General features: G+C 43.7%; 12 protein-coding genes. 2 read left to right on the plus strand and 10 right to left on the minus strand.

Features of this window, described 5'->3' with window-relative positions; all coding sequences use genetic code 11:
• Positions 1 to 202 precede the first annotated feature (202 nt).
• Positions 203 to 3,865: a BACON domain-containing protein gene (locus NBH14_RS10665; protein ID WP_186959100.1), complete on the minus strand. Its 3,663-nt coding sequence runs from the start codon at positions 3,863 to 3,865 to the stop codon at positions 203 to 205.
• Between the two features lie 264 nt (positions 3,866 to 4,129).
• On the opposite strand from NBH14_RS10665, the gene NBH14_RS10670 reads away from it, so the two are divergent.
• Positions 4,130 to 5,404 (plus strand): M23 family metallopeptidase, encoded by a 1,275-nt coding sequence (locus NBH14_RS10670; protein ID WP_186959101.1) that lies wholly within the window; start codon positions 4,130 to 4,132, stop codon positions 5,402 to 5,404.
• A 131-nt stretch (positions 5,405 to 5,535) separates the two neighbouring features.
• Positions 5,536 to 5,904, plus strand: coding sequence for a YccF domain-containing protein (locus tag NBH14_RS10675; RefSeq protein ID WP_007654943.1), 369 nt, complete (start codon positions 5,536 to 5,538; stop codon positions 5,902 to 5,904).
• Here the strand turns inward: NBH14_RS10675 and NBH14_RS10680 are convergent.
• From NBH14_RS10680 to ribD, 9 genes are all read right to left on the minus strand, one after another.
• Positions 5,901 to 6,569 carry a M15 family metallopeptidase gene (locus tag NBH14_RS10680; protein WP_186959102.1) on the minus strand — a complete coding sequence of 223 codons (669 nt, stop codon included), beginning with the start codon at positions 6,567 to 6,569 and terminating at the stop codon, positions 5,901 to 5,903. The genes NBH14_RS10675 and NBH14_RS10680 overlap by 4 nt on opposite strands.
• Positions 6,570 to 6,580: 11 nt before the next feature.
• The gene (murI, locus tag NBH14_RS10685) at positions 6,581 to 7,414 is read right to left on the minus strand and encodes a glutamate racemase (RefSeq protein ID WP_186959103.1); all 834 of its coding nucleotides are present in this window, start codon (positions 7,412 to 7,414) and stop codon (positions 6,581 to 6,583) included.
• Between the two features lie 81 nt (positions 7,415 to 7,495).
• Entirely contained in the window at positions 7,496 to 7,999 is a 504-nt protein-coding gene (locus NBH14_RS10690; RefSeq protein WP_186959104.1) for an OmpH/Skp family outer membrane protein, read from the minus strand.
• Positions 8,000 to 8,068: 69 nt separating this feature from the next.
• A complete protein-coding gene (locus NBH14_RS10695; RefSeq protein WP_186959105.1) occupies positions 8,069 to 8,584 on the minus strand; it encodes an OmpH/Skp family outer membrane protein in 516 nt (171 codons plus the stop codon).
• A gap of 154 nt (positions 8,585 to 8,738) precedes the next feature.
• Complete coding sequence (gene bamA, locus NBH14_RS10700) at positions 8,739 to 11,414, minus strand: outer membrane protein assembly factor BamA (RefSeq protein WP_250817417.1); 2,676 nt, start codon at positions 11,412 to 11,414, stop codon at positions 8,739 to 8,741.
• Positions 11,415 to 11,428: 14 nt separating this feature from the next.
• On the minus strand, positions 11,429 to 12,172 hold the full coding sequence (uppS, locus tag NBH14_RS10705; protein ID WP_007654955.1) for an undecaprenyl pyrophosphate synthase: 744 nt from the start codon (positions 12,170 to 12,172) through the stop codon (positions 11,429 to 11,431).
• Positions 12,173 to 12,180: 8 nt separating this feature from the next.
• Positions 12,181 to 12,900 carry a type IX secretion system protein PorG gene (gene porG, locus NBH14_RS10710; protein WP_186959107.1) on the minus strand — a complete coding sequence of 240 codons (720 nt, stop codon included), beginning with the start codon at positions 12,898 to 12,900 and terminating at the stop codon, positions 12,181 to 12,183.
• Between the two features lie 79 nt (positions 12,901 to 12,979).
• The gene (gene bamI / locus NBH14_RS10715) at positions 12,980 to 14,410 is read right to left on the minus strand and encodes a BamI family beta-barrel-assembly machinery protein (protein ID WP_186959108.1); all 1,431 of its coding nucleotides are present in this window, start codon (positions 14,408 to 14,410) and stop codon (positions 12,980 to 12,982) included.
• A gap of 64 nt (positions 14,411 to 14,474) precedes the next feature.
• Positions 14,475 to 15,536 carry a bifunctional diaminohydroxyphosphoribosylaminopyrimidine deaminase/5-amino-6-(5-phosphoribosylamino)uracil reductase RibD gene (gene ribD, locus NBH14_RS10720; RefSeq protein WP_186959109.1) on the minus strand — a complete coding sequence of 354 codons (1,062 nt, stop codon included), beginning with the start codon at positions 15,534 to 15,536 and terminating at the stop codon, positions 14,475 to 14,477.
• Positions 15,537 to 15,570 lie beyond the last annotated feature (34 nt).

Genomic DNA, 15,570 nt, shown 5'->3' on the forward strand with positions numbered 1-15,570 from the left:
TATACTATTTGTTATATCACTTACAAGGATAAGACGCCAAATCCGTCCAAATTGTTCCCCAAAGATATTCTATTTAGTCAATATTAACAAACCGGCACAAACCAGACAGATATAGCCTGTAATCCTTTTCCGTTATTTTCAGAACTTTACAGGAACATTCTTCAAAACATCACAACAAATAATTAACCGCAATATTGTTATTTCAAAGACGAGTAATGATTTTTTGCACAGTAGTCCCCTGTTCCGTTCTTACTTTCACGAAATAAATGCCAGCGGATAATGCCGAAATATCGATCCTATCACCACCATTCTGCTGTCGTACCAGCGTTTGACCGCTAGTCCCATACACGGTAATATCCATAACAGGGTAAGGGGAATCTATCCGAACTATACCATCTACCAAGTATATCCTGACAGGCGATTGTGCATTCGTTTGTATATTTTCATTGGGAAGCGGATCATATTGCCCTGACATATCCTTTTTCGTATGCACGGTAAAATCCTTTTTTTGATTTCCGATTTCCATATGCAGTGTAAAGGTTTGCTCTTCATTTTTGGAAATCTGTTTATCTTGCATGATCCAGACAGTCCCCATGTAACGCCATCCCTCTTCATATTGATCAGGTCCTACCGCAACAGAGATGCCTTGCGTCTCACCTGATAAAGTACATTTCAAGTCTTCATACTTCGAGGTACTTACCGGCACCTGAATTACAGAAAAAGAAAGTGGAGCCGTTACCTCCGATAAAGGAAGATATAAATAAGGATCCGTGGAAGAACCCTCCTCCGTATATTGAACCGGATATGTATATGCACCCGAGTGCAACGTAATAATAGCGTTGCGAGACAAAGCTCCGTCATATCCGGTTTTGCGGATGCTGAATCCATTTTCTTTCATATCCCATTCCACCCAAGACTGATCACAAGTAATTTTATCGATCATATAGAAGTTTTGAAAAGTAAAATCGATAGGCAAACTTGAATAAGGGCCGGCGGGGGCTATCCAACTCGTTAATTCATTTATAAAGATTGTAGGGTCTTGAGTTATGTCGATTGGCGCAGCAAATACCCTGTGAAATAAAGAATAGTTTGTCTCTGTCGCAGTCAAACAATACACATTCGCATCAGGTTCATCTACCGGTTCAATTTTCAATCCCTCCACTTGCAAATCTGGATAATCGGTTAAAAAACGATCGCCAACCGTCATGAAAGTAGAGTTATTCTTTTCGGGAGGAAGACTGTTAATCGAACTCTCTTGATATAAATCGGATTTATCCTTTGATTCTATAGACTTAAGGAACGAGTAGTCATCCAGGCTAATCTTCAAATCCACGCTAACATCACCAAGTCTGTTGGGGGTGAATGTCAATGTTCGGTTTACCGCATTATGAACAAAAGACAAGCCTGCATTTTCCCTGTCATATTCAAACTTGATATTATCTGCGTTTGTCTTATATTCCCAGATGGTAGACATCCCTTCTCCATTCACAACCTGAGGGCATTTCAAAAAGTAGAAATCAGGAATAAAAGATCTCTGGTTAACAACAATCGGCTTAGACATCAAGCCGGCGCGGATACTGAACTGAGCCATACGGGGGCCCGTAGAAGTATTATCTGCAACCTTTAATGACAGTGACCGTTGATCATCGCTTTTCTGTACGGTCAACCATTCAGGTATCGTACCCTCCAGTTGATAATCCCGGGAGCTTTCTATCCCGACCGTTTGTGTCCGTATATCGGTAGCAAGGAACTGAACCATATTTCTTGAAAACGAGAGATCCTGAGAAACTACTTCTACCGCGCGCTCAATCGTAAGTGGCTTCTTTCCGAATGTGGCCAGGACTAGTTTACCTTCTACTTTTGACGCTGGTTCGACAGGCTCACTGATATACAAGAAGCTAGTTTTACCCACTTCCACTGCCGTGAAAATCTGCGAATGAACGTTTCCGGATGCATCCAATATACGCATCGAATAGTTTTCGCCTATCACATGCAAAACTCGCTTGGCTCCAGCATAGTTACCGATCGGAAGGATTGGTTCCTCATCTACCAGAAATAATAAATCAACTTCCGGATCAAACGATTTCTGGGCCAGATAATAGTTTTGGGCAGGCACACCTTCTGCTTCCACCCGTATCGTTGCCAACCGGGGATCTCCTGTATTACTTTCCACCTCCAGCCGGATCTCACCCGACTTCGCATCGCCAGAGACCGTTGCCCACTTCTCGGAAGAAGTCGCTTTCCACCCCGCCACATTAGACATCACAGGCCAAATCTTTTGTCCACCCGCAGCAGATATAATCTCGCTCTCTTGTGTCACACGAAGGAAAGGAGCCGAAGCAAAATTCAATTTAAAAGTCAACTGTCCATTCTCTTTCTTTATATCAGAGATACTTATGCCACCATCCTTACCATCCGACAGGAAAAGACGGTTTCGGGAAACATCCGAAATGCCGGAAGCCGGCTGCTGGGCCTGATCAATCTTACCATTCCCCACCAGTGATCCCCCCGGCCGGAAGATGTACACCTCATCCTTAAAGTCTCCCCAACCTCCGTCCGAATTTCCGGTACTCGCCGGATTAATCCGATATAAAAGCAGGCCATCGTCTTCAAAGTGATTCTCGATAAGAGGATCCGGCTTCCTGTATTCGACTACGAAAAACTCCGTAGACGAGTTCGGTGAAGGGATCTTATATCCGACCTTCTCTTCTGTCGGTGAGTTGAGCGGATTCAAGGTATAAACGCCGGGGTCCGACAGCACGGGTAAATCGCTGATCCAATTACCATACATATACTTCATATATGCTCCATGATGACCTTTGTTGTTTGATTGCATATCCCATTTCCCCACCGGTTCAAATCCGTCTTGTGTATAATGATAAAGATCCGGATAACCGAATGAATGCCCTATCTCATGAGCGGTTGTAGATCCTAGCGAATAATCCATCGGGAGGAAATTGTAGCGGCCTACTTTTTTCCCGTTTACCAAAACCTCCGGATTTCCCGAATAAAATGTGGCATGCCCCCACAACAATGAGCTCCATCCATCCGGTTCGCAAGCAAAAAGTATGGTTACATTATCGATATAGCCATCCCCATCCTGGTCCATATCCATATTCGAGGGAATTTCTTTTGCCGCTTTCATCAAAGCAGCAGAAACCAATTCATTCTCCCTTTTAAAACTTTCCTCCCCATCTTTATAACCTTCGGGATTAGTGACCACATTGTATGGGCTGTAATAGCTGCGCGGATGGGCATCTATATATACACTGCCCGATTTTGGGAAAACAGGCGATTCCACAGTCATTTTCCCGTATGAATCCGCTAAATAATTTGTTCTCACGCTCCAAGCCGTCGGATGATTGTAAATACTATCCAGCTGCACATACGAATAGTCCATCTTCACCACATCGCTGAAACCGATTAAAACGACTAAATTCGTACATTTACCCTGTTTTTTCGTCGAGGTACTTTTCAATGAGCTTCCACCATCTTTCTTCCGGACCGGTATCTGCCGACTTAGCCGGGTCTGTACTTTTCGCTGATAAGCTGCTGCGGAAATATTCAAGCCTGTCTCTACGGAGACTGGAGCCAGCTCCTTATCCTTCACGATAAAGGAGGTAGGAAGCAGTTCATCTCCCACTAATTTAGCATACACATAATATCCGCTTTCCGGGTCTTGTACAATCGTTTGTCCTTTCTCGTTGTGGAGCCAGTTATGGAACTCATCACCGGAGGCAAAAACATGGATCGTTTCGCCCGAAGGCTGGACAAGTCTCTGAGGCACATTTTTCCTGAATGAAGACCAGGAGAACATATTGACAGATACCAACAGAACTGCAATGAACAGTAATTTATTTCTCATAATACACAATATTATATCTGCCATCCAGACAAAGTACAGATGGGTAAAAGTAATGACTTATATACTCTCCACAAAACATTCCTCAATAAAACAGACGCTGAGCAGCGCAAACGGCACGGAGACAGTTTTGACCGTTGATCTTATCTGCTTTCATAACATTCTTGTACTCAGGTTATTCAGCATCACTTTCCCTTTTTCATTCGTTTATTCCAGAGATTTTCTGTAAGTTTGCAGTCTGACGGATAAACACTAAATGAGGATATAATGAAGAGATCAGGCATTGCACCTATTTTGATTTTACTATTCATAGTAGGTATCTCCTGCAAAAACACCCCTAAACAATGCGAAGAAGAAGTTGACAGCGAATGGATCGACAGCCTCCAACGCGTATATCAATACGGCATCTGTATCGATACACTTGACCTGAAAGAGTATAAGATGAAAAACGGTGATAATCCGGCTGCAATCTTCTCTAACCTCGGCTTCTCTGCTTTAATGGCTGACAGTATCAGCAGATCGTCTAAAGAAGTTCTGGACCCTACAAAACTTCAAGCGGGCATGCATTATTATACATTCACGATGCAAGACAGCACTGCACAGATACGCTACATTGCTTTTGCTAAATCGAAAACTGACTACGCAGTGATCGACTTTACCGGCGATACGATCAGTGCCTACGAGTTTAACAAGCCTATTACTTTAAAACGCCAGTACGTAGAAGGAACAATCAATTCTTCCTTATGGAACGTATTACAATCGAAAAGCGTAAACCCGTTGCTGGCGATCAATATTTCCGATGTCTTTGCCTGGCAAATAGACTTTTATGATGTAAAAGAAGGTGATTCTTTCCGTGTACTCTATGATATTGCTTATATCGACGACACAACTGCACTGAATATAAGCAGTATCCAGGGAGCAATTTTCACTCATCAGGGAAAAGACTTCGTCGCTATCCCTTTTACCCAGGACAGCGTATTCGAATACTTCGACCAGGACGGGAACAGTCTGCGTAAAGAATTCCTGAAAGCCCCGCTGGATATCTTCCGTATCACGTCACGTTTTACGAATGCCCGTTTCCATCCGATTCTGAAACGCTATCGCGCTCACCATGGGGTTGATTATGCAGCACCGGTCGGTACCCCGGTTAAAAGCATCGGAGCCGGAACCGTTATTGCCAAAGGATACCAGAATGGAGGCGGAAATTTCCTGAAAGTAAAACACAACTCCGTATATACCACCACTTATATGCATCTCAGTAAGTTTGCCAAAGGCATACAGGTGGGCAGTCATGTGCAGCAAGGTGAAGTGATCGCCTATGTGGGTTCTACGGGCCTCTCAACCGGTCCCCATCTCGATTTCCGTGTACACAAAAACGGCCAGCCGATAAATCCCCTGAACATAGAGGCACCTCCTTCATTACCTGTCAAAGCGGAACTCCGCGACAGTTTTGCTATCGTAAAACAACAGGTACTTGCCGAATTGGACAGTATGCAAACACGGCATATAGAAGTTGCCGATACACTTCTGATAACGGAATAAATATCCGGACAGGAAGGTTTCAAACGGATGCCTACCCGCGGATGAAGCGGTGCCTATCGGTTTCAGCTCCGATAACTATTGCTTTTAAGTAGAATTATGCTACATTTGTAGGAACTATAAATCATGCAAGTATGAAATTTTTAGGTAATATCATCTGGTTAATATTCGGCGGACTGATCACCAGTATTGAATATCTGGTTTCAAGTCTCCTGCTGATGGTTACGATCATCGGCATTCCATTCGGACTACAGACATTGAAACTGGCTCTGCTGGCTTTGTGGCCTTTTGGCAGCACGGTTACGGATAACGGCAACTCCGGAGGTTGCCTCTGCATTATCATGAACATTCTATGGATCATACTCGGAGGTTTCTGGATCTGCCTGACACACCTGGGATTCGGGTTACTGCTGTGCATCACCATCATCGGTATCCCCTGGGGAAGGCAACATTTCAAGATGGCAGCCCTTGCCCTGACTCCTTTCGGTAAGAATATCAACTAATCCAAAACAGGATAGCTTTGCCGGGCTTCTGCCCGGCTGCAAGCATTGAAATGCCACCATTCATAAAGAATGATGCGGAACCCGGCATTTCTCATGATCCGGCGAAGCAAACGCCGGTTATTATAGGCTGTGCGATCTATTTTCCCGGCATCCAATAAAGCCTCTTCATTATTCGTATGAGCCTCTTCGCCAAAGAAATCGAATGGCGTTCCCATAGGAAGGGGAGCGCCTGTTTTATCAAGGATAGTTACATCTACCGCCATTCCATAATTATGCAATCCGCCGCCGTTAGCCGGATTGCTGACATAATTCACCTTATCGGTTCCGCGAACAAGTGCCCACATTTTACGTTGTACAGACATTGGCCGGGCCGCATCATAAACAACCAGCGTAAGGTCGGGATTTTCTTTTTTCAACAGCCGTTGAGCGGCCACAAGTTTCCCGGCGGCATCCGGATGAAGCCAGGCACGTGTGATTCCGGAGTAAACAGCTTCTCCCATAAAATTATCGGGAGTTGCATAAACCAGTTGTACACGAATGGTAGAATCCTGTGCAGAGATGTCGACCAGTCCTTTATTGCGCAGATAGGTATCCAGTTCTTCCGCATCGGCACAGGCACAAACAAACAGTACCGCTAACAGGAATATATGCTTCGGCCACTTCATCGGATTCTTTTTTAATCAATAGATATCTGCTCCACTTCTATCGGATCATTCAGGAAGACTGAGGCTGCCTCCGAGAATTTCGCGGCAGACTCCGTAGTCAGGAAACGGCATTCTCCGCTACGGGTAAGTCGGCAGTCCATTTCCGGATGCCTGTTTAAATAATCTTTCAGGCTCTCTGCCACGTATTCTCCCTGCGCAAAGACGGTTATCCCCTGCGGCAAATACTGTCTGATTTTGCCGATTAAAAGCGGATAATGCGTGCACCCCAGTACCAGCGTATCTATCCGGGGATCGACCGACAGAATATGATCCAGATGTTTTTGTACAAAATAATCCGCACCGGGAGAACCGAACTCATTGTTCTCAACTAATGGAACCCACATCGGACAGGCCTCTCCCGTCACAGTGATATGAGGAAACATTTTCTCTATCTCCAGTGAATAGGAATGTGAAGATATTGTTCCAGCCGTCCCCAGGATACCTATATGTTTTGTAGTGCTGACCTGATCCATCATTTCCACCGTCGGACGAATAACTCCCAACACACGGCGGGCAGGATCCCAGTCCGGCAGATCACGCTGCTGAATGGTACGCAGGGCTTTTGCCGATGCCGTATTACACGCCAGAATCACTAACTGACACCCCTCGGAAAACAATTTCATTACGGCCTGGCGGGTGAAACGGTAAACCACCTCAAATGAACGTGGCCCATACGGTGTACGTGCATTATCTCCCAGATAAATATAGTCATACTCAGGCATTGCCTGGCGAATTTTATCAAAGACTGTCAATCCACCATAGCCGGAGTCAAAAATCCCGATAGGTCCTGCTTTTTGTGAAAACATATTTCTTCCTTCTTTATATAATACAACAAAGGATGCCCTCCATAGAAAGGCATCCTTTGTTATATCTCTAATTAGAATCTATTATTTCAAGCCTAATTTAGCTTTTACCAACGGAGTAGCATCGATTGCAGCATTGCCGGTATAAAGTACGATACCAGGATTGTTATCGATGATATAAGCATAGCCTTTTTCATCACCTACAGCTTTGATAGCATTTCTAAGCTTATCCTGGATCGGAGCCAACAATTCCTGCTGTTTTTTATTCATATCCTGTTGTGCAACCTGTGTAAAGTTTTCAACACGCTGACGAATATCTTCCAATTCCTGTGTTCTTCTCAGTTTGATGTTTTCAGTCATTGAATCCTGCTGAGCGATATAATCTGTATATTTCTTTTGGAATTCATCCTCCATCGTCTTCATTTCGCCCGCATATTTGTCATTCATCTGCTTCATTGTTTCCTGCATAGCAGTTATTTCCGGCATAGCCATCATAATTTCCTGCGAATTAACAATTGCCACCTTTGCTTCCTGAGCAAAAACTCCTAACGGGAGGATCATCAACAAAAAAATAATCAGTTTCTTCATTTTCTATAAAATATTATTGTTATTAATCAATCATGTTATTTTGTGCATAAAGCGCACAAATGTAAGCATTTATTTTGAATATCCTAACTTTAACAGCACTTCATTGCTGATATCTATCTTCGGAGAAGCAAAAATAATACTCATCGCCGAAGCACGGTCAACAACGAGTTGATACCCCTTGTCTTCCGAAATCTCCTTTACGGCATTATAGACTTCATCCTGGATAGGTTTCATCAAGCTTTCACGCTTCTTGTACAACTCGCCTTCCGGTCCGAAATACTGACGTTTCAGGTCCTGTGCTTCCTGCTCCTTCTTCACTATCTCCTCTTCACGCTTCGTTTTCATCTCAGCAGAAAGGAATACCAAATCACTCTGATAGGTCTTATACATGTTTTGTGCTTCCTGCTGGATAGCTTCCACCTCATTCTGCCATTTCTTCGATACCTGGCTCAACTGTTCGTTCGTCATCTCATAAGCCGGAATATTTTTTAGTATATACTCCATATCTATCAAGGCAAACTTTTGTGCCATACCGGCAAAAGAGCAAAGGAGCATCATACAACTCAAAACAATAATCTTCTTCATACGCTTTCTTTTTATAGTTTCACTCTCTGACTGCAAAGATAAGATAATTGAATATTGAGAATTGAAAATTGAAATTTAATAAGAGACTATTAACACTTTAACAGAATTAACCGTTCCCCTAATTTTCAATTTTCAATTATTAATTTTCAATTAATTAGAATTCCTGTCCGATGATGAAGTGGAAGTTGCTTCCACCTGCACTACGTTGTCCATCCACCTTGTCGAAACCATACGCCCAGTCGATACCCATCAAACCGATCATCGGTAAGAAGATACGTACACCGACACCGGCAGAACGTTTCAGGTCAAACGGATTGAAGCTCTTCAAATCCTTCCATGCATTACCTGCTTCAGCAAATACAAGACCGTAAATTGTAGAAGACGGTTCCAACAGGAACGGATAACGCAATTCCATTGCCAGACGAGAGTAAGCATAACCGTAAGAGTTATATCCACCGTTACCGGCAATACTACCGTTTTCGTAACCTCTCAAACCAATCGTTTCAGTCGCATAAGTACTGGAATATCCACTCATACCGTCACCACCCATATAGAATGTTTCAAACGGAGAACGTTTGTGCTTGTTGTAAGATCCCAGGAATCCGTATTCAACACGTGTCATCAATACCGGTGTACGTTTGATTGCTCTCGGAGCCAACGGAGAGAAGATCTTTGCTTTGAACTTCCATTTATGATACTCGATAAACTTGAACTTATCAGGATTATCGTCCGACATATTAGCATAGTCCTTTCCGTCCCATAAAGAATAAGGAGGAGTAGCACTAACTGACAGAGAGAACTGCGAACCGCTACGAGTATACAACGGATTGTCGATAGAGTTACGCTGCAACATCAATTCCAGGTTTACATTGTGGCAAGTACCGTTCTGCACCAGGAAGTATGCCCAGTCATGCATGATATACATCTGATAATTCAATGTAGCCATAAACTGGAAATAGTCATCCGGCCAGTTCAGACGCTTACCGTAACCGGCAGAAAGACCGAACATCATGATAGATTTATCCGGGTCGTATGCCAATTCATAATTGTTATTATTATAATAACCGCCATAATTACCATAGTAACCGCCATACATGCTATTTCCATAATAGGGATAGCCACCGTAATAATTCGACATGCTGTTATTATAGTAGTTACTACTGATATCAGTCTGTTTGGAGAAATAAGCACTTACAGAAAGTGTATTCGGACGTCTTCCGCCGAACCACGGGTCCATAAATGAAATACTATAAGCCTGATAGTAGCGACCGTTAGTCTGTCCGCTCAATGTCAGTGTCTGACCTTCACCCTGCGGGATAATACCTTTATAAGTTTTCGGGTTCAGGAAGTTCTTCATGGAGAAGTTCGTAAACTTCAGACTCAACTTACCGATCACACCTGTTTGTCCCCAACCGGCCGAGAACTCAATCTGGTCGTTCGCCTTCGATGTCAGGTTATATTGGATATCCACTGTTCCGTTATCAGGATCAGGTAACGGCTTCGGCTCCATATTTTCCGGGTCGAAATGTCCCATCTGGGCAATTTCACGAACGGAACGCATCAAGTCTTCACGGCTGAACAACATACCTGGCTTGGTACGAAGCTCACGACGTACGATATCTTCATACAAACGGTCGTTACCATTAATGATTACACGGTTGATGGTAGCCTGCGGGCCTTCCTGGATACGTACTTCCAAAGAGATAGAGTCGTTATCCACATCCACTTCTACCGGGTCGGCACTGAAGAAGATATAACCATTATTATAATACACATTGGAAACCGCATCTTCGTCTGTCGTCAAACGTTCATTCAACTTCTTCTGGTTATACACCTCTCCCGGTTTCATACCCAGGATTGCTTCCAGATAATCAGAAGCGTACTGCGTATTACCCACGAAACGGATATCTTTCAGATAATATTTATCACCTTCTTCTACCTTCAGGAAGATGTCGACTTTCTTTTCATTAAAGTTGACAACACTGTCCGATAGCAGCACTGCATCACGATAACCGTGTTCGTTGTACTTAGCGATAATATTATTCTTATCGTTCTCGTATTCTTCTGTAGTGAACTTCTTTGTACTGAATGCTTCCAGGATACTGGTTTTCCAGTCGTTCGGAAGACTGAACTTTTCATTCGTCTTCTTCATCGCCTTCTTCAGGTCCCTTGCTGATAGAGCTTCATTACCTTCGAAGTAAATACGGTGGATCTTTGTCTTTTCGTTCTTATCGATATTAATATCAACGATCACCTCACCTTCTTTCGACAAGTCGTCACGCTGTACAATATCAACGTCTACATTCTTAAAACCTTTGCCGTCAAAGAACTTCTGAATAACGATCTTTGCACGGTCCATCAGGTTGGGAGTCACCTGAAAACCTTTCTTCAAACCCAACTTGGCCTCAAGGTCTTCCCTCTCTCCTTTCTTGATACCATGATAATTTACTTCCGATATACGGGGACGTTGTTTCAACTGAATTTCCAGCCAAACTTGGTCACCTTCAATCTTGGTTGCCAGGATTTTTACATCCGAGAACAATCCGTGTTTCCAAAAACGCTTTACCGCTGTTGTAATCTCACCTCCGGCGTCGGGGATAGTAACCACGTCACCTACCGATAATCCGGAGAAACCGATTAACACGAAATCATCATAATTCTTAATACCCGTCACCTTAATATCGGCAATCTTATACCGCTTCGGCGTCGACGAATAATTAATGACCGGCACTTCTGCCGGTACTTCAACCTGGGTAGTGTCACTTTCCTGGGCAAATGCTCCGCAGGCAAAACCTAGGAAAATAAAAAACAGCACTATTCTTTTGTACATATAACAGCTATTGTTTATAAGATTAATTGCTCACTTGTCTTACCGAAACGGCGTTCACGTTGCTGGTAATACAATATAGCTTCATACAACTCTTCTTCTCTGAATGCCGGCCAAAAAACATCGGTAAAGTAGAACTCCGCATACGAACATTGCCACAGCAGAAAGTTACTGATGCGTTTTTCTCCTCCGGTTCGAATCAGCAGATCCGGATCGGGAATGCCTTTGGTCGTCAGGTGGTCCGAGACCACTGTCTCGGTTATATCGTTGGGGTTTATTTTCTTTTCCAGTACTTGGACGGCGAGCTGTCTGACAGCTTCTGTTATTTCCCAGCGGGAAGAATAACTAAGAGCCAATACCAGGGTAGTTCCCGTATTAGCAGAAGTTTGTTTAATACAATCCAGCAACGTTGCGTGCGCATCCTCCGGCAGACGGTCTAAATTACCGATCGCCATCAGACGTACATTATTTTTCATCAGATCCGGAGTTTCACGATGGATGGCAGAGACGAGCAGGCTCATCAACGCTTTCACCTCCGCTTCAGGCCGGTTCCAGTTTTCTGTCGAAAAGGTGTACACTGTCAGGTACTTCAGTCCAATCGTCGTTGCCGCCTCTACCACTTTACGCACGGAAACAACGCCCTCCTGGTGTCCATAGCTCCGGTCTTTCCCTTGCGCTTTGGCCCAACGTCCGTTTCCATCCATAATAATCGCCACATGTTGCGGCAAGCGATCTTTGTCTATTTCCTCTATCAATGACATAGTGTTTCTCAGTATCTAAACGTACTGTTGCTGTTTATACTATTACATGGCCTGTTACGCGGACCGAAGTCCCAGGTAACAGATAGCAGTAAAAATGAATACCAATCTTTGTTCTTCAAGAAACTGCCACTTATCTGATACGGATTATCCAGTATTGCATTATCCCCGTTCGTAACATCGAATTTATCTCCGAACAATTTACGGAACGAAAACTCGCATCCCAGGTTAATCCTGTTCTTGATCTTATACTTCACGCCTACCCCTAACGGGATATTCGGTCCGAAAAACGCTTCATTACCTGTTCCATATGTAATTCCTAATCCCAAGAATACATAAGGAGTGAAGCGCTTCGCCCCTGCATAAGCAAATTTATCACTGTACGGAAAGAAGTTAAACTCCATCTGTCCGCCCAGTTCTACCAGGCTACGGCTGAACGATGCCTGCGCATTGTCCGGAAAAACATTTTCCAGTCCTTCCGTGCTGCCTGAAACCTGTCCCCACATCAGATTGCCTTTGAAAGCCCATCTGAAGTTGGCATTATAACGGAATACTGCTCCCACTGCCGGATTCATTCCTTTAAAGAAAGCATTCTTGTTGGCATCCCCCATATAGAAAGCGCCACCGGCCATTCCGCCTATTTCATATTTATATTCCTGTGCGTGGAGACCGGTAAATAAGCCGGCCATCAGTATCAGTATAAGAATCCGTTGAAAAAAAGTTGAAGTCATATGCAATGCTGTTATGTTCTACACCTCTTTTTCTAACGCTAAATTCTTCCTAAAATTATACTTTCCTCCACGAACTTTCTCAATCCTTAAAACCTAAACGGTTTATACGGCCTTTCCAGATCTGGTCCAGATCATTTGCATTATTATTCTCTTTGCCGCCGAAAATTAGCATAAATTTTTCTTTATCTACTAAAACGGAAGCAAAACCTCTCGCTTTATAATCTTCCGGCATCACAGTCAGCGTGTCCGACAATGTCCATGTCACACCTCTGTCTATGGAGAAATAAATATCTTTAAACGCTTTATTCGATTCACCGATACCACCTATCAGGCAGAACTTATCATCATAAGCAGAAAGCATTACACCTTCTCTCTTATCGAAATAATCAGATTCTACATCAGTCAGCAAAACCCATTGTTTACCATTCATAGTGCCCCAGGCTGAATTCTGCAATTTACCGCTCTTGTCTTTACCGGCAACCACTGTCAAACTGTTTTGCTTGCTACTACTTGAATAAGAAGCCAAAGAACCAAAACCACTTACTGGGAATTCATCCGGAACAACATCACCGGTTGTCCATTTCATATCCTTATCCATAAAAGCAAAACTCCGTGTACCGTTATCTTCTACGATTGCAGACAAGAACGAAGTCTGGCCTAAACCTATTTCGTTATTAATTGCTCCCAACAATGCATTTACAGACGGTGTTTGATCTACAAGCGTCCAGTCCTGTCCGTTAACAGAGCGATAGAGCGCCCCTTTGGTTGTAGGCACAAATAAAGCGTCATCATACTCAGTTATCTGAGAAAGACGAACCTCACCAGCCGGCAGACCGTTCAATGTCATTTCCGTCCAGCTTTTTGCATCGGAAACAGAAGAACTATATAATGAATATCCTTTGCTTGCATCAGTTCCCTGTACGTACATATAATAATATTCATTATTCTCTTCACCCCATGTAACCACTTTTTGTTCTTTCACCGGGAATCCTAAAACGCTAGAATCATACAGTTCCCAACTCATGGAATCGGGCACCACCTGATGAACATTTATTTGAGCGTTATACACTTTCTTTGTAATACCATCGTATGCGGCAGTTACAAATTTAACGGGTTTGGAGAAGTCCAAAGAGTCTTCCCTATTCCAGAAAAAAGTAGAGTCAGGCAAAGCATCCTGAGTCACTTCGATTGTATAGGTGCCCGTTGCTACAGACACTGTACAAATAACTTTCTCGACCTCTGTACCAAACGGCAGAGAGTCCGGGTTAAAAATACGTCCGTTTACCTGATCGATCACAAACTTCACTGTATCCACCTTGACACCAAGAATTGAATCATTCTTCACAGAAAACGAAGTTATCTGACAATCCTTAGGTATCTCATACTCCTGATCGTCTGAATTCAGACAAGAAGACAGAAACAATGCAATACATCCCGCTACAAATAGTACTATTCTATTTTTCATCCAAAAATAAGTTTGTTGCATATAAAGCCACAAAAGTAGAAACATTTTTTGCTTTATTCCCAATATCGGCTAATATTTATAATATTTTAGTTCCGTTAAACTACTTCGCTCACTGATTTTTCCGTGAAAAAACAGTGATTACGTGGTTCTGAACTTTTTTCACGTCCGTTAACGACAAAGATGCCACCCTGTTCAGATCCGGCGCTTTTACACCCGATTCCAGATTGACAGGGGCTGTTTCAACAAATATCTGATCCCATAAATTCTCCTCCAGAAAATGCTCAAGAAGCACAGCTCCCCCTTCCACCATCAACGAATTTAATTTACGGATATACAATTCGTACATCACCTGCGGCAAGACTGGCTGTGAAAAATCGAGGGTGACATACTCCACATTCTCCCGGTTTTCCGCTTTTCCGGCGGTAAAGACCAGTGTTTTCACTGTTCCATCAAACAAATGATAATGCGAGGGGATACGTAAAGTCCGGTCGAGCATCACCCTGACAGGTGAGTTTCCAGCCCAATGCCGTACCGTTAACGAAGGGTTATCCAGAAAAGCCGTCTGCGTCCCGACCATGATAGCCGCCGCATTCGCCCGCAAGCAATGTACCCTGCGCATCATCTCCGGTGAAGACAATACGACAGCCGGTGAGGTATTATCCGTCCGCCCACGGTCCATAAAACCGTCCGCACTCTGCGCCCATTTCAAATAAATGTAAGGCCGCCGCTTTTCCTGAAAAGTCATAAACACCCGGTTCAACTCCCAGGCTTCCTTTTCCATCACACCGGTTACCACTTCCACACCTGCTTCACGCAGCATCCGCACCCCTCTTCCCGACACTTCCGGAAACGGGTCCAGACACCCGATCACCACACGCGGTATCCGCTTTTTTATGATCAACTCCGCACAGGGAGGTGTCTTCCCATAGTGCGAACAGGGTTCCAGGCTAACGTATATCGTAGCCTCTTTCAACAAAGACTCATCACGAACCGAAGCGATTGCATTCACCTCGGCATGTGCTTCGCCATATTTCCGGTGATAGCCTTCTCCAATAATTTTACCCTGATGCACGATCACGGCTCCAACCATCGGATTCGGTGCCACATTGCCCGCTCCGCCACGGGCTAGTGAAATACAACGAGCCATATATTTATTCTCAACCTCGACCATTTTCTTTGCTTATAAATGGTTTTTGCATTACTTT

This window comes from Parabacteroides caecihominis (assembly GCF_023656785.1).
Lineage (GTDB): Bacteria > Bacteroidota > Bacteroidia > Bacteroidales > Tannerellaceae > Parabacteroides > Parabacteroides segnis.